This window comes from Dysgonomonadaceae bacterium zrk40 (genome assembly GCA_016916535.1).
GTDB lineage: Bacteria > Bacteroidota > Bacteroidia > Bacteroidales > Dysgonomonadaceae > Proteiniphilum.
Genome location: CP070276.1, coordinates 1,847,856 through 1,870,737, shown reverse-complemented (window position 1 = coordinate 1,870,737; position 22,882 = coordinate 1,847,856). Strand labels below are relative to the sequence as shown.

Annotated in this window: 20 protein-coding genes; 6 read left to right on the top strand and 14 right to left on the bottom strand. The window is 49.8% G+C overall.

Going from position 1 to position 22,882, the window contains the following annotated elements; genetic code table 11:
* The first annotated feature begins 251 nt into the window (after positions 1 to 251).
* The 3 genes from tgt to JS578_07725 all read left to right on the top strand — a co-directional run bounded on the left by tgt (position 252) and on the right by JS578_07725 (position 3,350).
* A complete protein-coding gene (tgt, locus tag JS578_07735; GenBank protein QRX62790.1) occupies positions 252 to 1,382 on the top strand; it encodes a tRNA guanosine(34) transglycosylase Tgt in 1,131 nt (376 codons plus the stop codon).
* Entirely contained in the window at positions 1,379 to 2,482 is a 1,104-nt protein-coding gene (locus tag JS578_07730; GenBank protein QRX62789.1) for an LptF/LptG family permease, read from the top strand. The genes tgt and JS578_07730 overlap by 4 nt, the downstream gene beginning before the upstream one ends.
* A gap of 64 nt (positions 2,483 to 2,546) precedes the next feature.
* Entirely contained in the window at positions 2,547 to 3,350 is an 804-nt protein-coding gene (locus JS578_07725) for a peptidylprolyl isomerase (GenBank protein QRX62788.1), read from the top strand.
* Positions 3,351 to 3,427: 77 nt separating this feature from the next.
* On the opposite strand, the gene JS578_07720 is transcribed toward JS578_07725, so the two are convergent.
* The 4 genes from JS578_07720 to JS578_07705 all read right to left on the bottom strand — a co-directional run bounded on the left by JS578_07720 (position 3,428) and on the right by JS578_07705 (position 7,419).
* On the bottom strand, positions 3,428 to 4,201 hold the full coding sequence (locus tag JS578_07720; GenBank protein ID QRX62787.1) for a prephenate dehydrogenase: 774 nt from the start codon (positions 4,199 to 4,201) through the stop codon (positions 3,428 to 3,430).
* A gap of 17 nt (positions 4,202 to 4,218) precedes the next feature.
* Positions 4,219 to 5,289, bottom strand: coding sequence for a bifunctional 3-deoxy-7-phosphoheptulonate synthase/chorismate mutase type II (locus JS578_07715; GenBank protein QRX62786.1), 1,071 nt, complete (start codon positions 5,287 to 5,289; stop codon positions 4,219 to 4,221).
* A gap of 90 nt (positions 5,290 to 5,379) precedes the next feature.
* Positions 5,380 to 6,561: an aminotransferase class I/II-fold pyridoxal phosphate-dependent enzyme gene (locus tag JS578_07710; GenBank protein QRX62785.1), complete on the bottom strand. Its 1,182-nt coding sequence runs from the start codon at positions 6,559 to 6,561 to the stop codon at positions 5,380 to 5,382.
* A gap of 9 nt (positions 6,562 to 6,570) precedes the next feature.
* A complete protein-coding gene (locus JS578_07705) occupies positions 6,571 to 7,419 on the bottom strand; it encodes a prephenate dehydratase (protein QRX62784.1) in 849 nt (282 codons plus the stop codon).
* Positions 7,420 to 7,796: 377 nt separating this feature from the next.
* Here JS578_07705 and JS578_07700 point away from each other — a divergent pair, with 377 nt between their 5' ends.
* The 3 genes from JS578_07700 (at position 7,797) to trxA (ending at position 13,614) form a co-directional block, all read left to right on the top strand.
* Positions 7,797 to 9,332, top strand: coding sequence for a peptide MFS transporter (locus tag JS578_07700; GenBank protein ID QRX62783.1), 1,536 nt, complete (start codon positions 7,797 to 7,799; stop codon positions 9,330 to 9,332).
* Positions 9,333 to 9,529: 197 nt separating this feature from the next.
* The gene (gene dnaE / locus JS578_07695) at positions 9,530 to 13,273 is read left to right on the top strand and encodes a DNA polymerase III subunit alpha (protein QRX62782.1); all 3,744 of its coding nucleotides are present in this window, start codon (positions 9,530 to 9,532) and stop codon (positions 13,271 to 13,273) included.
* A gap of 26 nt (positions 13,274 to 13,299) precedes the next feature.
* Positions 13,300 to 13,614, top strand: coding sequence for a thioredoxin (trxA, locus tag JS578_07690; protein QRX62781.1), 315 nt, complete (start codon positions 13,300 to 13,302; stop codon positions 13,612 to 13,614).
* Between the two features lie 381 nt (positions 13,615 to 13,995).
* Here trxA and JS578_07685 read toward each other — a convergent pair whose 3' ends face one another.
* The 10 genes from JS578_07685 to JS578_07640 form a co-directional block, all read right to left on the bottom strand.
* Positions 13,996 to 14,217: a DUF2795 domain-containing protein gene (locus JS578_07685; protein QRX62780.1), complete on the bottom strand. Its 222-nt coding sequence runs from the start codon at positions 14,215 to 14,217 to the stop codon at positions 13,996 to 13,998.
* Between the two features lie 58 nt (positions 14,218 to 14,275).
* Positions 14,276 to 14,836, bottom strand: a complete 561-nt coding sequence (locus tag JS578_07680) for a cob(I)yrinic acid a,c-diamide adenosyltransferase (protein ID QRX62779.1) — start codon at positions 14,834 to 14,836, stop codon at positions 14,276 to 14,278.
* Between the two features lie 98 nt (positions 14,837 to 14,934).
* Complete coding sequence (locus JS578_07675) at positions 14,935 to 15,570, bottom strand: hypothetical protein (GenBank protein QRX62778.1); 636 nt, start codon at positions 15,568 to 15,570, stop codon at positions 14,935 to 14,937.
* 6 nt (positions 15,571 to 15,576) lie between these two features.
* Positions 15,577 to 16,056, bottom strand: a complete 480-nt coding sequence (locus JS578_07670) for a 2-C-methyl-D-erythritol 2,4-cyclodiphosphate synthase (protein QRX62777.1) — start codon at positions 16,054 to 16,056, stop codon at positions 15,577 to 15,579.
* A 2-nt stretch (positions 16,057 to 16,058) separates the two neighbouring features.
* Positions 16,059 to 17,216: a type IX secretion system outer membrane channel protein PorV gene (gene porV, locus JS578_07665; protein QRX62776.1), complete on the bottom strand. Its 1,158-nt coding sequence runs from the start codon at positions 17,214 to 17,216 to the stop codon at positions 16,059 to 16,061.
* Positions 17,217 to 17,245: 29 nt separating this feature from the next.
* Positions 17,246 to 17,860 carry a fumarylacetoacetate hydrolase family protein gene (locus tag JS578_07660; protein ID QRX62775.1) on the bottom strand — a complete coding sequence of 205 codons (615 nt, stop codon included), beginning with the start codon at positions 17,858 to 17,860 and terminating at the stop codon, positions 17,246 to 17,248.
* Positions 17,860 to 18,492, bottom strand: coding sequence for a redox-sensing transcriptional repressor Rex (locus JS578_07655; protein QRX62774.1), 633 nt, complete (start codon positions 18,490 to 18,492; stop codon positions 17,860 to 17,862). The genes JS578_07660 and JS578_07655 overlap by 1 nt, the downstream gene beginning before the upstream one ends.
* 128 nt (positions 18,493 to 18,620) lie before the next feature.
* A complete protein-coding gene (locus JS578_07650) occupies positions 18,621 to 19,427 on the bottom strand; it encodes a DUF3108 domain-containing protein (GenBank protein ID QRX62773.1) in 807 nt (268 codons plus the stop codon).
* A gap of 40 nt (positions 19,428 to 19,467) precedes the next feature.
* Positions 19,468 to 21,459: an Ig-like domain-containing protein gene (locus JS578_07645; protein ID QRX62772.1), complete on the bottom strand. Its 1,992-nt coding sequence runs from the start codon at positions 21,457 to 21,459 to the stop codon at positions 19,468 to 19,470.
* 98 nt (positions 21,460 to 21,557) lie between these two features.
* Entirely contained in the window at positions 21,558 to 22,847 is a 1,290-nt protein-coding gene (locus JS578_07640) for a DUF2851 family protein (GenBank protein ID QRX62771.1), read from the bottom strand.
* Between the last annotated feature and the right edge of the window lie 35 nt (positions 22,848 to 22,882).

Here is a 22,882-nt window from a genome sequence, read left to right as displayed (position 1 = left end):
AATGATGATATCTGTGCATGCTGCTACAGCTGTTTTGGGATCACCCCATCATGCATCGGCAGACAGCGTCAAGCTATAGGTAATTGTTTAAAATGTCAAAACAGTACAAAAATAGGATTTTCTTCGGGGATATACGAATTTGAGAGCTACATTCACTTCTTTTACCCCGTAACTATTTTTAAACCGTTACACTACTGTTTATAAAGCCAAAAAATATATCTTTGCGCCTTAAACCGAAGAACAGACACAATTTGGATTTCCAGTTACTACATACCGACCCGAGGTCCGACGCACGGGCAGGGCTCATCACAACCGACCACGGAGCAGTGGAGACTCCTGTCTTCATGCCGGTGGGCACGGTGGGCAGTGTCAAGGCGGTACACATCAGCGAGCTGAAAGAGGACATAGGGGCAGAAATCATCCTAGGCAACACTTATCACCTCTACCTGCGCCCCGGCCTGGAGATCATTCAGGCGGCGGGGGGATTGCACCGTTTCAACAGTTGGAACCGTCCGATACTGACCGACAGCGGGGGGTTCCAGGTATTCTCTCTCACCGAGAACCGGAAGCTGACGGAGGAAGGGGCTGTTTTTCAGTCGCACATCGACGGATCCAGACATTTCTTCACCCCCGAGAAAGTGATCGACATACAACGCATCATCGGTGCAGATATCATCATGGCGTTCGATGAGTGCACTCCCGGAGACGCTGACTACGGCTACGCGAAACAGTCGCTGGAGCTTACCGAACGTTGGCTCGACCGCTGCATCACCCGCATGTCGGAGACAGAATGCCCCTACGGACATAGTCAGGCGCTCTTCCCCATCGTGCAGGGATGTGTCTACCCTGATCTGCGGAAGCGTGCCGCTGAAAAAGTGGCATCCCTGGGAGCCGACGGCAATGCCATCGGTGGACTGGCGGTGGGAGAGCCCACTGAGAAGATGTATGAAATGGTGGAGCTGGTGAACGGCATCCTGCCAAAGGATAAACCCCGTTACCTGATGGGCGTGGGCAAACCGGAGAACATCCTGGAGGCGATTGAACGGGGAGTCGACATGTTCGACTGCATCATGCCTACACGCAACGGCCGCAACGGCCAGATTTTCACCAAGGAGGGAGTCATGAACATGCGCAACGAGCGCTGGAAAAATGATTTCTCACCGATAGAGGAGGATGGTGAGTCGTTCGTGGACCGTCTCTACAGCAAGGCATACTTGCGACATCTTATCAACACGAACGAGATCCTGGGACTGCAGATCGCCTCGATTCACAACCTGGCATTCTATGTCTGGCTGGCAATGGAGGCACGCGAACATATCATCGCTGGCGATTTCTCCACATGGAAACCGCAGATGATCGAAAAGGTGACACGAAGATTATGAAAAAGATCCTCTCCATACTGAACCTGAAACGTCTGGACTGGTACATCATCAAGAAGTTCCTGGGGACCTACCTCTTCATGATCGCGTTGATCATCTCCATCGCGGTGGTATTCGACATCAACGAGAAGATTGACAAGTTTATGACCAACAACGCTTCGCTGGAACAGATCATCTTCGACTACTACCTCAACTTCATCCCCTACTACACAAACCTCTTCAGCCCCCTCTTTGTCTTCCTGGCGGTGATCTTCTTCACCTCCAAGATGGCAAACAACTCGGAGATTATCGCCATCCTCTCCAACGGCATCGGTTTCCGGAGGATGATGAAACCTTATATGGTGGCCGCACTGGTGATCGCCATCTTCACCTTCATATTCGGTGGTTACATCATACCCCCTGCCAACGCCACCCGCATCGAGTTTGAACAGACCTACGTGGATCCAAGGAAGAAGAAAACCGGCGATCGTGACATCCAGTTTCGGGTGGGCCCCGGCACCATCGTCTACTTCGGCAACTTCGACATGAAGAGCCAAACCGGTTACAACTTCTCAATCGATCACTTCGACAGCCTGCAGCTGGTCTCTCGCCTCACGGCCCAATCCATCCGTTACGACTCGGCTTACCAGTGGAGCATTCAAAACTACCAGGTGAGGGATTTTAACGGTGCCAGGGAAACCATTACCAAGGGGCAATCAATTGACACCACCCTTCAGATTGTACCTGACGACTTTATCATCGCCAAAACCGACCAGCAGATGATGACATCTACCCAATTGCGCCACTATGTGAAGAGCCAGAAGGAGCGGGGGATGGGCAACATACAGGCTTTCCAAATTGAGTATCACTCGCGTATCGCCAATGTCTTCTCAGCTTTCATCCTCACACTGATTGGTGCTTCCCTCTCAGCAAAAAAAGTGAAGGGAGGCATGGGACTCAACATCGGTGTGGGACTGGGACTGAGTATGGCCTACATCCTTTTCATGACGGTCAGCTCCACCTTCGCGGTCAAAGGAAGCATGAGCCCCTTCATTGCGGCATGGGTACCCAATATCTTCTTCATCCTGATTGCGATATTCCTCTATCGGAAGGCGCCAAATTAGGAGGGTCACCTTTCAGCTTTCAGCAATCAACCGGGCATCATCAAAACATCAAAATCAACCGGAAATGAAAAAAACAGTTCTTGCTTTACTCCTGGGCTGTGCAGCGATACTGCAGGCACAAACGAAATATCCCACCATCGTGATCGAGACCAATTATGGCACCATGAAGGCAATGCTGTATGATGATACACCTCGGCACGGGGATCATTACATACGGTTGATCCGTCAGGGATATTTCGACGGCACGCTCTTCCACAGGGTGGTAAAGAACTTCGTCATCCAGGGTGGGGCTCAGGACTCGCGCAATGCACCTGCCGGAGCGCAGATTGGTGGCGGCCGCACCGACATGGAGCTGATGCCGGAGTTCAGGGAACATCATTTCCACAAGAAAGGTGCACTGGCAGCACCACGAAAAGGAGACAATGAGAATCCGCAGAAGAAATCGGATGCTTCGCAGTTGTACATCGTACATGGAAAGGTTTACACACAGGGGCGACTCGACAGCACTGAAATGAGTGTGAACATCCCCATCAAGAATGAAATCATCCGCACACACTATTCACCTGTCAAGGAGGAACTGGCACACCTAAAAGAGAGTGATCCGTGGGAATTCAACGCGCTGCTTGATTCGGTGTTGACCCTGGTGGATTCACTATACCTGGAGGCCCCCGGCAAGTTCTTCTGGCCGGATAGCCTGAAAGAAGCCTACACAACCATTGGCGGCGCCCACCATCTCGACGGGGAGTATACCGTTTTTGGCGAGGTGACCGAGGGTCTGGAGGTGATCGACAAGATTGCAGCCCTCGAGGTGGATGGCAACAGCCGCCCCAGCCAGGATGCGAAGATCATCCGCATCTATACCGAGTAACGTGAGAAAATAATCTGTGTAACCCTTCATAATCCCCTCAAAAAAGCATGAGAGGATAATCAAGTGTTAGTTGCTCATTACTGAATATTTATGCGCACCTCCGTCAAGAAGGCCTTCATTCGTTCAGAGTCTTTGGTTTCGATAATGGCCAGCAACTCCTTCAGTTTCTCCCGTATATTGGTCAGCTGCCCCGGTGTATAAGGGTTGAAGAGAATCTCGGTGAGCAGGAAGTCATCTTCTGAAAGCAATCCCTGTGCGATCTGCATGTGTCTTTTGAAGGTGGTACCGGGCGCATCCTGGTGCTTCATCACCGAGGCAAACACCAGGGTAGAAGCAAAGGGGATGGAAAGCGAATAGGCGATGGTTTCATCATGCTCCCGGAAGGAGTATTCGAACACATTCAGCTTCAGGTGATGGTAGAGATCACGGAAAAAGACTTTGCCCAGGTGTGACGACTCAGCAATAATGATGGCGCTCTGGCTGCTCAGGTCGTTCAGGCTGGCAAAGGTGGGGCCGAACATGGGGTGTGTGGAGACATAGGGGCGGGTGCGCTCCCGGTAAAACTCCTCCAGTCCGGTTTTCACCGAGGCGATATCGCTCAGGATACAGGTCTCCGGCAGATAGGGAAGTACCGATTCAAAAGCAGGGATCGTAAATTTGAGTGTGGCGGCATTGATTACCAACTCAGGGGCGAATGCTTCCACCTCTTGCGGGGTGGTCATCCGCTCCGTGTTGTAGATGAACCGTAACTTCTTCGGATCGGGGTCGAGCACCGCCACCTCATGGTCGAAACTGAGCACATCGGCAAAGAATGAGCCCATCTTGCCGGCTCCAAGGATTAATATTTTCATCGCTTACCTTTCATCAGTTATTTCTTCGCTCTCTCCATCACCACCATCTGCTGACGGACCGACTCGGAATGGATCGACTCCAGAACCTTCTTCACGAAGTCGCCCGACATCTCCAGACGTTCACCCTGATAGGCACGGTCGGTCAGGATCTGATCGTAGCGCTGCGTCTGCAGGATTGGCATGTCATGCTCCAGCTTGTACTGGCCGATCTCTCTTGACACACGCATACGCTTTGCCAAAAGCTGCAACAGGTCATTGTCGAGTTCATCTATCTGGTCGCGCAACACCGAGAGATCTTCAGTCGTCTGCACCGTATCACGGATTACGATGGTATCGAGAATCTCCTTCAGTGCAGCCGGAGTGACCTGTTGAGCCTTATCGCTCCACGCCTCGTCGGGGGAACAATGCGATTCGATGATCAATCCCGCGTAGTTGAGATCCATCGCCTGTTGACTGATTTTGAAGATCAGGTTGCGGTCGCCGCCGATATGACTTGGGTCGCAGATTATCGGCAAAGTGGGAAAACGCCGTTTCAACTCGATGGGAATGTGCCATTGCGGCAGATTGCGGTATATGGTCTTGTCGGTAGTGCTGAATCCACGGTGTATCACTCCCAGCTTGCGGATACCTGCGTTGTAGAGTCGCTCCAGTGCACCGATCCAGAGCTCCAGGTCGGGATTCACCGGATTCTTGATCAGGATGGGGATATCCACTCCTTTGAGGGTATCTGCAATTTCCTGCACTGCAAAAGGGTTGGCAGCCGTGCGTGCCCCTATCCAAAGTATATCTACACCATACTTCAATGCCTCATAGACATGTTTCTCCGTAGCCACCTCGGTGGCCATGTACATGCCAGTCTCCTTTTCCGCCTGCATCATCCATTTCAGCGCCGGACTACCGATCCCCTCAAAACCACCTGGCTTTGTGCGGGGTTTCCATACCCCTGCGCGGTAGATCTTCACTCCCACTGCCGCCAGCTGGCGCGCGGTGGTCATCACCTGTTCTTCTGTCTCGGCACTGCAGGGCCCCGCAATCACCAGCGGTCTCTTCGCGTCAATGCCCGGCAATAAAATTGATTCGAATTCCATATCTATTGTTTTTATTATTGTCTCAATTAATATTTACTCCATGATTTACAATCAACACCAAGCTAATCCTCAAATACTTAAAACGACCAATCAGCTATTCCCCATATATTCCTCAATCCGCATGTAAGCCTCCTGCAGCTTCTCAACTGAGGCTCCCAACGAGATGCGGATAAAACGTTCACCGTTGCTGCCGAAGATAAAGCCAGGGGTAAGAAACACACGCGCCTTTTCAAGCAGTTCATTCACAAGTTTTTCACTACCCGACACCTCTGCGGGCAGCTTGCCCCACACAAACAATCCCACCTGCCGAGAATCGTAGCTACAGCCAAGCAGATGCATGATCTTCTCGGCCCAGTCGCGTCGTTCACGATAGATCAGGTTCATCCCGGCATGCCACTCATCACTGTTCGACAGAGCAGCCACCGTTGCCAGCTGCATCGGTTTGAACTGACCGCTGTCGATGTTGCTCTTAGCCTTGAGTACCCACTGAACGAATTGAGGATTGGATGCCAGCATCCCCATGCGCCATCCCGACATGTTATGCGACTTGCTTAGCGAGTTGAGCTCGATACAAATCTCCTTTGCTCCCGGTACAGAGAGGATGCTCATCGGGTGGTCGTTCAAAATGAAACTGTAGGGATTGTCGTGACAAATCACGATCTGATGCTTCTTGCCAAAGGCCACCAGCTTCTCAAACAGCTCTTGCGATGCATTGGCACCAGTAGGCATGTTCGGGTAGTTTACCCACATCAGCTTCACCCGGCTCAAGTCTATCTTTTCCAGAGCCTCGAAGTCAGGCTCCCATCCCTTCTCCTCCAGCAGGTCATACTCCATCACCTCTGCCCGCAAAAGTTGCGATACGGATCGGTATGTGGGATAACCGGGATTGGGGACCAGCACCGTATCTCCGAAGTTCAGGAAGGTCATCGAGACATGCAGGATCCCCTCCTTGGAGCCTATCAACGGCAATACCTCAGCAGGCGTCAGGGTGACGTCATAGATACGCTTGTACCAGTCGGCATATGCTTTACGCAACTCGGGGATACCGGTATATGGCTGGTAGGCATGCACATCGGACAGGCGGGCTGTATCGCAAAGCATTTCAATGGTCTCCTGCGACGGCATCCGATCGGGTGCTCCCACCGCCAGACTGATCACGTTTTTACCTTCGGCATTCATACGGGCCACTTCAGCCAGTTTCACCGAGAAATAGTATTCTTCTATTGACTTGATATGTGCTGCAGGTTCAATCATCTTCATTGTAGTTTTCATTTCATTCAGTTACTGTTCATCGGCATTCATCTCCTCCCTGTACTCGCCCAACAACTTCAGTTTACTGATCAGCGGAGTGATGGCATCGATCGACTGTTGGTAGCGCTGATAATCGGTAAAGGTGAGATCCACATAAAACTGGTACTCCCACTCACTGCCAATGATGGGCAGCGACTGGATACGGGTCAGGTTGATCCCATAGAAGGAGAGCACCGACAGCACCTTCGAGAGTGATCCTTCGTTGTGTGGCAAGACAAACACCAGCGACGATTTGTTGATATGGTTATCCTTCTGCACCTCACGAAGCATCTCCTCACGTGCCAGGATAAAGAAACGAGTGAAATTGCGTTTGTTTGTTTCAATTCCATGGGCCAGGATCTCCAGACCATACTTCTCCGCTGCCAGCCTGCTGCAGATGGTGGCAGTGCCTTTCATCTCCCGCTCACGAATCTCTTTGGCTGCAAGGGCGGTGTCATCATGCTCCACGATCTTCACCCCGGGCAATCTCTCCAAAAACTCCTCACACTGCATCAACGCCATGGGGTGTGACATCACCTCTCCAATCTCATCAAGGGTGGTGCCGGGAAGGGCTGCCAAGGTATGTGTGATTCGAAGTTTATGCTCCCCTGCAATACGGAGATGGTGTTGTTTCAACAAATCATGATTGGGCAGAAGGCTCCCGGCAATGGTATTCTCGATGGCCATCACCCCAATCAGTTGCGGATCCTTCTCCGCTTCCCTGAAAATATCACGGAATGTCTGGCAGGGAACGATCTCCAGCTCTTCGCACTTGAAATAATCACGTGCGGCAATCTCATGATAGGCTCCCGGCCCTCCTTGAATAGCAACTCTTTTCATTTCTTTTGTAATTTGCCACATAGTCATAAAAAAATCCCATCGTGTAATCGACAGGATTTTTGTTATCTGATATGACTTTTAATTTCTTCTCATTTTACATAAAAATCCTGCCTTTACCTGCTAAAATAAAAGTAAAACCAGAATGAATATGCAAAAGAAGAACTGTTCACTTTGTTATCTTTTCATTGTGATAGGGCACAAATGTACAACATTTTTCGAATACACAAATAAAAATGACAAAAAAAAGCGATTCATCATTTTCATGCACCTGAATAGAGGTAGTTTTAGAAAATCTAGCGCAAATTTATCTGAAAAAATCTCTATATTTGCAGCTTAAATACCGTAACCTAATATTAGTCACCCTAAATTTACAGAGAATGTTTAAAAATCATCCTAAAGGACTGCTTGCCGCATCACTGGCGAACATGGGGGAGCGATTTGGTTTTTATACCATGATGGCGATCCTGACACTCTTCTTAATGACCAAGTTCGGACTGGACGAGACCACCACCGGTATCATCTACTCCATATTTTATGCATCCATCTACCTGCTGGCTCTCGTGGGAGGGCTCCTGGCCGACAAGACCCGCAATTACAAGGGAATCATCATGGCGGGCCTGCTGCTGATGTCAGTGGGTTACGTGATCATCGCCATCCCTACCCCGACACCGGTGCCAGCTGACAAGTTCGCACTGTTCCTTGCAATCAGCTGCCTAGGCCTACTGGTGATCGCTTTTGGTAACGGACTCTTCAAGGGGAACCTCCAGGCACTCGTGGGGCAAATGTATGATGACCCGAAGTACAGTAAGATGCGCGACTCCGGGTTTCAACTCTTTTACATGTTCATCAATGTGGGTGCAATCTTCGCTCCCTTCCTGGCGGTAGGTGTCCGCAACTGGTGGGTGGAGAAGAACGGTTTCCTCTATAATGCCGACCTGCCGACGCTGGCGCATCAGTACCTGGGCAACACCATCACGGCCGAGGGAAGCGAACGTTTTCAGCGACTGGCCGGAGAAGTGGGTTACAGCGGCAGCGACATGACAGCTTTTGCCGGTGAATATCTCAACGTCTTCACCACAGGCTTCCACTATGCCTTTGCGGTAGCCATTGTCGCGATGCTGATCTCGCTGGTGATCTACATGCTCAACAAGAACCGGTTCCCCGATCCTGCGAACAAACATGCTGCAGCGGCAGGTGGTACAGTGGTGGATGAGATGGACATCAAAGAGGTGAAGCAACGCCTCTATGCCCTTTTCGCTGTCTTTGCGGTGGTGATATTCTTCTGGTTCTCGTTCCACCAGAACGGGCTCACCCTCACTTTCTTCGCAAAAGATTACACTGACCTGAGCCAGATCAGGCTAAACCTGGGCTTCGCGACACTGGAAGGAGCCGAGATCTTCCAGTCGATCAACCCCTTCTTCGTGGTGTTCCTCACTCCAATCATCGTGGGTTTCTTCGGATGGCTTCGATCCCGAGGCAATGAACCCTCCACACCACGCAAGATCGCGATCGGTATGGGTATCGCCGCCATTGCTTATGCCGTAATGTCACTGGGCTCAATGGGACTTCCACTCAAAGGAGAGCTGGATGCTATGGGCGGACTGCCCGATGCGGCTCGTGTCACTCCCTGGCTGCTGATCGGCACCTATTTTATCCTGACCGTTGCCGAGCTCTTCATCAGTCCCCTAGGTATCTCTTTCGTTTCGAAGGTAGCTCCTCCCAAATACCAGGGGATCATGCAGGGGGCATGGCTGGGTGCCACCGCCGTGGGCAACAGCCTGCTCTTCATCGGTGCCATCTTCTACAAATCGATCTCCATGAGTGCCACCTGGATGGTCTTCGTGGTTGCCTGTCTCATCTCCATGTTCACCATGCTGGCGATGATCAAATGGCTAGAAAGGATCGCAAAATAAAAGAACAACTTTTCAACCGAACGAATCAGGCCGGAGGGTATCCCTCCGGCTTTTTCGTGAAATTGATCCCAGGATCAAAGATACTCTCCTAATGAGAGATAGATTCTATGGTTGATAACTTGTTGCGATAAGCGGAAAAAACTACCCCCTTTTTCAGTATATTTGCCCTATATAACCATTGGCAACATTTCAGAAACATGCATCCATTTGTTCATCTTCACGTCCACTCCCAATATTCGCTGCTCGACGGTCAGGCCAGCATCCAACGGCTGGTAGACAAAGCCCTGAGCGACGGCATGCCAGCCATCGCCCTGACCGATCACGGAGCGATGTATGGCATCAAGGAGTTCCTCAACTATTGCAACAGGAAAAACGGTCCACACAAGACGGAAATTGCCAAGCTGAGGAAAGAAATCGACTCGCTCGTGAAGGAGGAAGATGCTGCCGGCAGGAGGGAGGCCCTACAAAACCAGTTGCAGGCGGCAGAGCAAAAGCTGTTCAAGCCAATCGTGGGATGCGAATGTTACCTGGCACGGCGCGACCGTTTTTCACAATCGGAGAAGATCGATGGTAGCGGATGGCACCTGGTGTTGCTGGCCAAGAACCTTACAGGATACAAGAACCTGGTAAAGCTGGTTTCCAAGAGCTGGACCGAGGGATTTTACTACCGTCCCCGTATCGACAAGGAGCTGCTGGAAAAACACAGCGAAGGGTTGATCGTCTCCTCCGCCTGCCTGGGAGGTGAGATTTCCCGCAAGGTGGACAGCGGTCAGATCAGCGATGCCGAGGAGGCGGTGCAGTGGTACAAGCGGGTGTTCGGTGACGACTACTACCTGGAGCTGCAACGTCACAAGACCGACCGTCCCGATGCCGACCAGACCACCTACCCCAAGCAGGAGCGGGTGAACCAGGAACTGATTCGCATCGCCCGCAAGTACGACGTAAAGCTGATAGCCACCAACGATGTCCACTTTGTGAATGAAGAGGATGCCGACGCACACGACCGCCTGATCTGTCTCAGCACCGGGAAGGATTTCGATGATCCCGACCGGATGCGCTACACCAAACAGGAGTGGCTGAAGAGTACCGCTGAGATGAACCAAATCTTCGCCGACCTGCCGGAGGTTTTGACAAACACACTTGAGGTGGCTGACAAAGTAGAATTTTATTCTATCGACAACCCACCACTGATGCCTTTTTACCCCATCGATCCCGCTTTCGGCACCGAAAAGGCTTACCGTGAAAAGTATCCCGAAGAACTTTTGAAGCAGGAGTTCGGAGAAGCAACCTTTCACCGGCTGGGTGATTACGACAAGGTGATAAGGGTAAAGCTGGAGGCGGACTACCTGGCACATCTCACCTTTCAGGGAGCACGCCGCCGTTACGGGGAGGAGCTGACGGAGGAGATCCGTGAGCGGCTCACCTTCGAGCTGGAGACCATCAAGCACATGGGCTTCCCGGGCTACTTCCTGATTGTACAGGATTTCATCAATGCCGCCAGGGAGATGGAAGTGGCCGTGGGACCGGGACGCGGCTCGGCGGCCGGCTCGGCGGCAGCCTACTGCCTTGGCATCACCGACATCGATCCATTGAAATATGACCTGCTGTTTGAGCGATTCCTGAACCCCGACCGTATCTCAATGCCCGATATCGACATCGATTTCGACGATGAGGGACGTGGTAAGGTACTGCGCTGGGTGACCGAGAAGTATGGCAGCGAGAAGGTGGCTCATATCATCACCTATGGCACCATGGCAACAAAATCGTCCATCAAGGATGTGGCACGGGTGCACAAGCTGCCGCTTTCGGAGTCGAACCGCCTGGCAAAACTGGTACCCGACAGGATTCCCAACGTGAAGAAGGTGAACCTTAGAGCAGCCATCGATAATGTGCCGGAGCTCAAAGAGGCGGCCAACAGCAGCGATCCACTATTGAGGGACACCCTCAAATATGCAGTCATGCTGGAGGGAAACGTACGCAACACGGGGGTGCACGCCTGTGGTGTGATCATCGGTCAAAACGATATCTCGGACGTGGTACCCATCAGTACAGCCGAAGACAAGGAGACCCGCGAGAAGCTGCTGGTCACCCAATACGAGGGGTCGGTGATCGAAGAGACCGGGCTGATCAAAATGGACTTCCTGGGACTCAAAACCCTCTCCATCATCAAGGATGCACTTGTCACGATTGAACAGACCAGGGGTGTTAAGATCAACATCGACACCATCGACATGAACGATCCGGTCACCTACAAGCTCTACTGTTACGGGCAGACCACCGGCACCTTCCAGTTTGAATCGGCAGGCATGCAGAAGTACCTCAAGGAGCTCCAGCCAAGCAAGTTTGAGGATCTGATTGCCATGAATGCCCTCTATCGCCCCGGACCGATGGATTACATCCCTTCCTTCATCGCGCGCAAGCATGGCAGGGAGGAGATCAGCTATGACCTTCCAATAATGGAGAAGTATCTGAGCGAGACGTATGGCATCACCGTCTACCAGGAGCAGGTGATGCTCCTGTCACGTTTGCTGGCAGGCTTCACCCGTGGCCAGTCGGACGAGCTTCGCAAGGCGATGGGCAAGAAGCTGATCGACAAGATGACCGCCCTGAAGGAAAAATTCCTGGCAGGCGGCAAACAAAACGGATACCAGGAGAAGATCCTCAACAAGATATGGGCCGACTGGGAAAAATTTGCCTCATATGCCTTCAACAAATCGCATGCCACCTGCTACTCCTGGGTTGCCTACCAGACCGCCTGGCTGAAGGCCAACTACCCCTCGGAATATATGGCTGCAGTGCTCTCCAACAACCTGAACAACATCACCGAGATCACCAAGTTCATGGATGAGTGCAAGGCAATGGGTATGAATGTGCTCTGTCCCGATGTAAACGAGTCCTACCTCAAGTTCTCGGTCAACGGCGAGGGGGATGTCCGGTTCGGGCTGGCTGCCATAAAGAGCGTAGGGCAGGGTGCCGCAAACGACATCATTGCAGAGAGAGAAAAGAACGGTCCCTATGCCGACATCTTCGACTTTGTGGAAAGGGTGAACCTCTCCTCCTGCAACAAGAAGACAGTAGAAGCCCTGGCACTAGCCGGCGCCTTTGACTCGCTGCCAGGCATTCACCGCGAGCAATTCGTCGCTGCCAACAGTAAGGGCGAAGAGTTCCTGGAGACACTGATCCGCTACGGAAGCAAATATCAACAGGACAAGCTGGAGGCGATGACCTCCCTTTTCGGAGACGATTCCTCTTTCCAGATTGCCCGTCCGGAGATTCCGCAGGCAGCCCGCTGGAGTGACCTGGAAAGGCTCAACAAAGAGCGGGATCTGATAGGGATCTACCTCTCGGCACACCCGCTTGATGACTATGAGTTCATCCTGAAATATGTCTGCAATGCCGACACCCAGCGACTTCAGGATCTGGAGTCACTCAACGGCCTGGACATCACCTTCGGCGGCATCATCACTGCTGTACGTGAGGGACAAACCAAGCGAGGATCTCCATATACCATCTTCAAGATAGAGGATTATGCTGGCAGCTACGAGATCGCACTCTTCAGTGATGACAGTGTCAACTTCGGACGTTACGCCCGCATCGGGCTCTCGGTATACATTGCAGGCAAAGTACAGTCGAAGCGATACCGTGAAAATGAACTGGAAGTGAAGATCGCCTCTATCAGTCTGCTCTCGGAGGTGAAGGATAAACTGGTTTCGAAGATCACCATCCAGATACCACTTACGAAGCTGAATGACACCACGGTTGCCGAATTATCGGCACTGATGAAAAACAATTCAGGAAATTCGTTGTTATATTTCCAGATCATCGGGGAGGAACGGCACATGAACATTCAGTTGTTTTCCCGTCCTGCCAAAATCAGGGTGAACAAGCATCTTATTGACACCCTTCGAGATGAATTGGACATCGATTTCAAAATCAATTAATCATAATCATAACTAAACAGAGAAATATGGCTCTTCAAATTACAGACGCGAACATAGAAGAAGTGTTGCAATCGGACAAACTGGTGGTAATTGACTTCTGGGCAGAGTGGTGTGGTCCCTGCAAGATGGTGGGACCAATCATCGATCAGATCAGTGAAGAATACAAAGACCGCGTGGTGGTAGGGAAACTCGACGTTGACAACAACGACGAAACAACCTCTCGTTACGGCATACGCAACATCCCTACAGTACTCTTCATCAAGAATGGCGAAGTGGTGGACAAGGTGGTGGGTGCAGGTGCTAAAACCCTTTTCACAGAGAAGATTAACAAGCTACTTTGATAACTACGCCAATCTCTTACCTTTTCGTCCGTCATGGGTGTTAAAAGATAAGTTGCAGTAATTGGATCAAAAAAGAGGCTGTCTCAAGATAGAGACAGTCTCTCTTTTTTGTAGAAGGTGACTCTTCCTAAAAGAGCATTATACCCATAAAAAAGTGATCCTGTTCCAGTAATCTTGGAAACTATTTCGATATTCTATCGTTATTTTACCTTTATCCCAACCTTATAAATTTTTGACGTTGGTATAAGGAGGGAATAAGGCTGGAATAAGGCTAGAATAAGGCTAGAGCCTCCGAGAACCCTGTCTCGTCTTGCCTCGTCCTAAAAAAAAGGCCATCTCATGCAATTTTATGAGATGGCCTTTTTTATATCTGTCTACCAATCAGTATTCGTCTTCGTTAAAAAAGAAGTCCTCCTTACTGGGATAATCCGGCCAGATGTCTTCAATCGATTCAAACACCTCTCCATCCTCTTCAATCTCCTGCAGATTTTCGATGACTTCCAGCGGTGCACCCGAACGCTGGGCATAATCTATCAACTCATCCTTTGTGGCGGGCCAAGGAGCATCTTCCAATTTGGAAGCCAGTTCTAGTGTCCAATACATTGAAAAATCCTTTCTTTAGTTGTTTGTTTCAAAATTTCCGCAAATGTATGAAAAGTTTTTAAATATCTCCCTGTTCCCAATATATTTCTTCTGCAGTTTTGCTCCCCTCCTTACGGGCCAACACGAAAAAGTAGTCGGAGAGACGGTTCAGGAAGATTAATACCTCTTCTGCCACGGGATATGATTCAGCCACATGGTAGACCAATCGTTCCGCCCTGCGGGCCACGGTACGGCAGATATGTGCTCTGGATGCCGGTTCATTTCCGCCGGGCAGTACAAAGCGATTCAGACGCGGAAGCTGGCTGTCGGTGATGTCGATCTGCTCCTCGATGCGGGTGATATCCTTTTGAGCAATGATGCTTGCGGCATGCGGTGCCTTGTTTTCAGTTTCAGTGGCAAGATAGGAGCCCAAAGTGAACAGTTTGTGCTGCAGGTATCGCAGGAATTCATGATCCTCACTGTCTGTGATCAGGCAGTTGAGCCATCCCACATGGCTGTTCAGTTCATCGACTGTACCGTAAGCCTCCAGTCGCAGATGTGTCTTGGGAACTCTCGTCCCACCCACCAGAGCAGTGGTACCCTTGTCACCTGTCTTTGTATAGATAATACTTTTTTTCATTCTTTTTTCAATTGTCAGTTGTAAGCACCATATTTTCGAAATAGAAATGTCCCGGCCGAAACGCAGCAAACCGTAAACCTTGATCTTCGTACCGGAAACTATATAAGATAACGCAACTTGCTGTTAGTTTGCCGTAAGAATGTGATCCCGAAATCTTTCATATCGAATGTGATTCCGATGCGTTCATCATTAACGATATTGCGCCAATATTGTTTGCTCCGTGTGGCATTGACCGGATCAATTACCCAGAAAGTCTCTTCATGGCTGAGCTGAATCAGTGAATCGAGTGTTGGAGGAGACTCCACATCCAGATGGAGAAAAATAGCATCGAACCGCTCTTCCCGGGGCAATTCTGACAAAATGGTGCGTTGGCTCCCCTTTATTGCGGTAAGCTCAATTGCTTCTGCAACCATCTCACTTCTTGTTTCCACACATGTGCAATGGATGCGGCTATCGGGGGAGATCAGATAGAGGGTATTCACACCGCGACCCGAATTAATCTCAAGGATCTTCATCGCATTGAAATGGTCTACCAGCCGGAAAGAGAGATGATGTGGGGTTTTGTTGAGGGGAACATACGGGTGATTGGCGGAGAGATGATCTGCAATTTCATCAAAAGCATAATAATGTGTGCGGGATGAGAGCACCTTTTGAATCAGTTCGAACGCAAAGGGAGAGTGAACACCATACCCGCGCGATTGCCTGAAACGCTTTAACCAGCTGAAAGGTGCCATGAGAACCTATTTTTTTTCAATCAGTGCCACGGCATAAGCAGTGATCCCCTCCTCACGGCCCACAAAGCCCATTTTTTCGGAGGTGGTTGCTTTGATTGATACGGCGTTGGGAGCTATGCCCATCAACTCTGACAGTATGATTTGCATGGCAGGGATGTGAGGGTTTAGCTTGGGCTGCTCCGCACATACAGTAGCATCGATATTCCCTACACTGTAACCCTCTTTTTGAAGAAGCGTGATGGTCTCTTTCAACAAGTTCTTGCTGTCTGCATCTTTAAACGCCGCAGAGGTGTCAGGGAAATGATAGCCAATATCACGCAGGTTGGCAGCACCGAGCAATGCATCACAGATGGCATGTATCAGCACATCCGCATCGGAATGACCATCCAGCCCCATGCTGTGTTCGAGCAAGATACCACCCATCCAGAGTGGCCTCCCCTCTTTGAGGCGATGCATGTCGTATCCGAATCCTATTCTGATGTTCATTATTATCGCATTAAATTCCTGATTCCCTCCAGGTCAAATCCCAGTGAGATACGCAGTGTCTGATCGAGTGGATTGGATTGTGCTGTAGATAACAGGTAGGCTGCATCCACTTGAAATGATTCTGTCCTGAAACCTGCACCAAAAGATATGTAACGCCGGTTACCCTTGTAGGGATTTTCATTGTAATAACCGCTGCGCAATGAGAACTGATTCAGGTAGGTGTATTCCATCCCCAATGACCAGCTCACCTCTTTCAGCTCCTCCCCAATTCCGCCGGGTGCATCTGCAAACGAACGGAAGATGCCTGCAACGGATGAGATGCTGTTGTAGCGATCCACTCGTGCTTGTGCCTCCTCCGATGTTTCACCATCTTCCTGCAACAGTGGCGTAGGCACCAGCAGTTTGTTCAGGTCAGTGCTGAAAGAGAGGGTATGCTGTTCGCTCAGGGGAATGCCCAGTGATGCACCAACCCTCATGTTGGCAGGAAGAAACATGTTACTGTTACCCCCGTCATAAGAAATCTTGGTTCCGATGTTAGACAATGAAAAGCCAAGACCGAGGAGCATCTCAGATCTGCCAAGGTAGACATAAGCCTCGTTGTAACCCCCGATATCAGCGGCGAAAGCATTCCCTGGAGTTGTTTCATCACTGCCTGTAGAGTAATCAGCCCGCAAATAACGCAATGTCACGGACCCGGAAAATGTCTCGGTAAGCTTCCGTGAATAAGCGACATCGAGAGCCAGCTCGTGGGGTGATACAGTTTGCCAGAACTCACCACTCATGTCTCCCACCTCGACGCTACCCAATGTGAAATACCGGAGTGAAGCACTCACAGCGTCAGCCGCCTCACTGCGTGGTTTCCAATAACCTGAAGCATAGAGAAGATGAATGTCATTCACCAGGCTGTTCAGCCATGGTGTGTAGGAGAACGACACCCCTGCGGTACCGGTAATATAGGGATACTTTGCTGCGTTCCAATACTGTGAGTAGAGGTCGGGCATGGTCGCAACACCAACGTCACCCATTGCGGCAGCCCTGGCGTCAGGAGCAAAGAGTAGTGAGGGCATGGCTACCGGTATGGGATTGTAATCCTGTGCGGATACATGGATAGCGGTAAAGAACAACAAAGTGGCAATGATGGCCTGAAGTAATCTTCTCATGTGCGTTCAGTATGATGCTGCAGGGATGCTCATTTCACCCGGAAGTCCAGCAGTTTTCTATCTTCAACATATCCCTGCAGATGATCATTGATCTTCACAGGGCCAACACCTGCAGGCGTACCTGTAAATATCAGGTCACCGATTTTCAGGGTAAATAAGCGGCTGATAAATGCAATGATCCGGTCTACCGGATAAATCATCTCACGGCTGTTGCCCGACTGCACGGTCTCGCCATTGATGTCGAGCCGGAAATTAAGATCCTGTAAGGCCGTCACCGACTCAATGGGGATAAAAGTACCAACAGCCGCAGAGTGATCAAATCCCTTGGCTATCTCCCAGGGTAGTCCCAGCTCTTTCTGTTTTTTCTGCAGGTCACGTGCAGTGAAGTCGATGCCCACGGTAACCTGGTCATAATAACGATGAGCAAAGCGCTCTGCGATGTTCTTACCCAGTCGGCTCACCCTGACTACCAGCTCAGTCTCATACTGAACATCTTCTGAGAAATCAGGCAGGAAAAAGGGCTTTCCATCTTTTAACAAAGCCGTATCGGGTTTCATGAACAACACCGGTTCACTGCTTTCAAACGTACGCTTCATCTCTTTATTGTGCGAAGCATAGTTAAGTCCTACTGCGAAAATTTTCATTACAACAAACGGTTAAACATGACCGCCAGATGGGCATAGAGTGAAGTATTCTGCAATACAACACCGTCAGGTACACGGATGCGGAAAGGTGTGAAGTTCCATATCCCCTTTATGCCGCCACTGATCATGTAGTTTGACACCTCCTGAGCAATACCCGGTGGTACGGTCAGGATACCGATCTCAGCTGAGATGACACTATTCTTTTCGATGAACTGATCAGAGTGATATACCGGGATAGCGTGTATCTTTTTGTTCACCACAGACTCTTTCACATCGAATCCGGCGATGATCTTCAGACCAAACTGTTCCAGCCCTGAGTCGGAGAGCAATGCAGCACCGAGGCTACCCACGCCAAACACTACCGCCTTGTGTGTTTTGGTGAAACCCAGGAAGGTTTCCAGGACATGAATCAGATCGTCTATCTCATAACCGACCCTTGTCTTTCCTCGAATATCCACATAGGAGAGATCCTTGGCAATCTGTGAGGGTGAGACATCTATTTTCCTGGCGATCTGGGTTGAGGATACGATCGTCTCTCCTTGATTCTTAAGTAACTTCACATATGAAAGGTACCAGGGTAACCTTCTGAGTGCCGGCTCCGGTATTTTTGCAATATGATTCTGATCATCCATACCTTCTCTAATCATTGTTAAATCACAAAGATAGGTTCTTTTCGGCTATTTATGGATAAGTGAGCACCATATTTGCTGATTTTTTTCTTTAATTGCCACCCCAAACGGTTCAGACCCAGTTCCGGGAGTCAGTGCCTTTGACCTGACACATCTTTGAGTACTGCCCGCACCATCCCCATCTTGAGGTGGGTATCTATCACAATCGGTATGCGGTTCTCATCGTTGGTGATGGAAGCGTTCAATGCCTCTTTCTGGTTGGTGAAAGCATCATCCTGTATTGTCATAGAGATATTAATCACTTCATAACGTTTGCCGTTGTTTGCTTTGACCGATGATGTGCCCAGGTAATTGACATACATCTGTACCGGTCGTCTCCCTGAGATAAACTGAATAAAGTGACTGTCCCCGGGATTCATGCCGGTGTAGTCGATGTTGCGCACATAAGAGAGCACCGATAGGTAATCGTAGGTACATCGATCTGTAGTTACTGTTTCATCGAACCGCTCTTCTCCGTTCCAGGTTCTTACGGCGCGAATTGTAATCTGATTATTCTGATAGCTGAATGCCTGACGCTCCACCGAGTAATCCTTGCCTTCCGCAGCCTCCTTTGTAAAAAGTAAGGGTCTCAGATCCTTGTCGACGAAGGAGGTAAGGGTATCGTTCACGGAGTAGATATTGCCTGCCAATCCCGAAGTGTTGAGTGTCATCACCGTCTTATAGGCGTTGACCCCACGGTAATTGGCCTCAGTGACAGAGAGTGATCCCTTTCCTGCACGGGCATTGATGATGCCGTAGTTGAAATAGAGGTCGTAAGCAATCTTCTCCCCACTGGCAAATGCGTTGTTTGGCACCCTGCACTGACCGTGCGTTGCCGTGAAGACAAAGAGAAAGGAGATAAGAAGTAATATTAATTTGTAATGGGATTTCTTGTTCATTGTATCAACTGGTTTTGAATTGTTCTGCTTTGTAGCGGATTTACAGTTGCCGCATACCACTCTGCCTGCTACTACTACCCCCTGTTCCTGAGAATGGCGAACTCCGCTGTTGTTGCTGCTGCCCTCTTTCTCTTTCAAGGTTGGGATCTCTCCTTTTTTTCTCCTCTGGTTTGTTCTTTGTGATCTCTAACGGTTTTTGACTAATTACCGGAACCCGTTCAATGTTCCAGTCCTCGAGATGATCTGCGAAAGCTCTGATCACAAGCTTTCCGGGATAGTAGAAAACCTGTTCCGGTTGGCGGAGCACTTCATAGTTACCGGTGGTCCATAAACCGTCACCATCCTCATCGATTACCAGCCGTGCAAAAATTTCACCGGGTGGGAGATCCTGAAAACGGGCGCTGTTCTCTTTGACAAAACTTTTCCGAAAAGGTTTATCACTCTTATCGAGCAACTCCACAAAGGAACTGCTACTGTCAGGCAAACCGGTGATCACCATCTCCAGGTTGCCATACTGATCCAAATCCTTCACGGTGAATGCCTGTTCAAGTTTGTTGTTCCAATGACCGTAATGACTGATAATAGCTGCTGAATCGACAGCCAGTTTGTATTTCCCTCCCGGTATCCAGGAGGGACGAAGAATGAACTTGCGGGGATTGATTGTATCCCGCTCAAAACGAAAAGGCACGGGATAAAAGAGTGTGTCTTGCTGATGAAGCAGATGCACATAGGAAGAATCGAACGCTATCACAGGCTCACCAAACTCAATCCTAACAGGGTTAAACAGCTCAAAAGTATTCTGCACATTGGTTTTCATCTCAAGGAAAGTGATTACCGTGTCTGCTGCAACATCATCTTCCTCCTCTTTCTCCTTCTCTTCTTGCAAAGCTTTTTCTTCTGCTTCAGCGCGCCTACGTGCTGCACCGCGAACCGTAAAAGTGAGCGTATCGGTGTCAATATAGTCCTGATCGAGAGAGTCGGTACGGAGATAATCGACTTTCATCATGATTGAATCCTCCCGGAAAACAACAGAATCGGTTATCCACAAGAGCAATGAGTCGTTTCCGATATTCCTTTCAAGGATATACCAATCCTCTTTGGCTGGTTCCGGACGCATCAACGTGAGGGAGGGCATCGGCGTCGGAGCTGCAAACTGCAACAATAGTCGGTGTGCTTCAGGCCGTTCGTGCTGTTGCATATATTTTCGCTGGAAGTCAGTCTGAAAAGAACGAAGCAGCAAGTCATCAGGAAGAAACCGGGTATAATGAACCGTTTTGATTGTGTCGACTGTGAGGCTGTCCAAAAAGATGGTATCCTGTCGTACTGCCGGCATAGTAGAGGGTACAATGATTGAATCGAGGAAGGCGATTGCTTCCTGAGGATTGTCATATTTATAGTCCCTGTTCAGGTCACCAAGTGCAAAAACCTTGTATTCACCCGGTGCCATTCCCCGGACAACAAACCGACCACGAGAATCGGTACGGGAGATTCGTTCGAAGGGTACGCGGGTGAAGACGGTATCGTCGAAGTTGGAATGGATGCCGACATACATGCCGGTAACCGGTTCCAGATCGTTTGCTGAGAGTACTTTTCCGGAAATTGACAATGTGTCGAGCCGATCACCGGTAGAGAAAGAATAAACAAAGTTCTCCAGGGGGTTCTCCTCGTTGTTGTCCACAATGGCATCGGTGAAATCGATGGTATAGGTGGTATTGGGCAGCAGTTCATCTTTTAGCTCCACCACTGCTTTTCTACCGATGGAACGTATCACCGGCATGTTCTGCTGTGGAGGTGTAATGATCACCTTCTCGTTAGGTGTCTTGATTTTGATGTTCTCGTCAAACTCAATTTCGATCTTTCCGGGGGTGCTGTTAAGCTCATTGAACCCGGGTGTTGCCCCTTGAACCACCGGCGGATCGACATCATAAGCCCCCCCCGTGGGTGCAGCAATGTTGGCGCATGAAAATAATATGACGGCTGTTGTCAGCGTCAGGAAAAGAAACGAGAGAAATGAGAAAATTTTATTCAACATTGTACCGCGTTCGTATGAGTTTGGCAATTATCGGACAAAAATACAATCATTTACCCGTTTTATTCCATATGAATTCAGAAAAATCGTAAAAATGAGTTTTAATGGTCGGTCTCGTGAGATGTGAGAAGGGTATGACCAATCCGACAATAGAGGCACTTTTTTCGGTCACAATACTCTTTTCGGAGCTGGATGAGTGCTTGACTGTCGGAAGCATTGGCAGGTTGGACTCCTAATTCACGGAAAGTTTCTACAATTGCATTTCTTTCCGGTTTCAAAAAGTGAAGCAACTGAAATCCTCTGTCGCAAAACTGCTCTCGATCAGTTCGTTTGCCATAGGCAAAAAGGATAGGAGCAACGGTATTGATGAGTAAGACCTCAAGTGATGCAGCTCCGAGTGATTTGGTTGTTTTGGGTGACTCCTTTCCGAAGGTGTAATGTGTGGACCAATATTCAGATGGTTCATAACGAAAAAGTTCAGTCAATCGAACCGGGTTCTCCGTCTCTAAAACGGTTGAGAAGAGACGACCTGCATGCTGCAGAAGAGAGGCCAGCTGGGCAATACGCACATGGGGGAAGGAGTAGGGACGAATTCTCATCTTACGGAACAGAAAGCCATCCAGGCATCGTAGCCCGTACTTGTTACTGAGAAAACGATAATCGGACTGCAGCCGCCGGTAGTAAGAATCCTTTACCTCGGGATCCTCCAGGAGACCTGCCTGACCGAACAGCAGTGCTTCCACCATCTGCAGGTCATCATTGTGCCGCAGGATATAATTCAACGGCAGAGATAGAGCCAGCGACTCAAACGGGGGACTGTTGAGACCAAATCCGAAATTACGGGTGAGAATCACATAAAAGACCTCATCCCACGAGTGGTTAAAACGCTTTAGATGATTGTATATCTCATCACATTTGCGTTCCAGCCGCTCCAGAGAGAGATCATCCAACCAAGAGCGGACCAATCGCTGATCCATTCCGGCAATGAAATCACGACAGGGAAGAGGATGATCACTGTGCAACAGGTAATCAGCGTTTTTACGCACCTTCTCGGTGAGAGGCAGGAGAGTTTGAGGAACACTCTCACCTTTTTGGTTCACCACCTCCCTGTTCACACGACCTGAAAGATGCAGGACCACCGAATTGTAAACCGGATCGAGGTGATGACCGTGCAAGTACCAATCTGCAGATGAATCATGTATCTCCACGTTTCCGGCCCACATCACCGCTCCGATTCTTACTTTCGCATTGAAAAAATCAGGACCGGCATGAGGGTTCTGTTCTCCCGGATCAATCACTTCAACCCGGCAGCCATCAGTGGTCACCAATGCCTCCCGGGGATACAACCGGTATTTCCACACGTAGTGCAATAACTGCTCCTGACTGTTCATCGCCCAAAGGATTAACACCCAAAGGTAGAACCAAT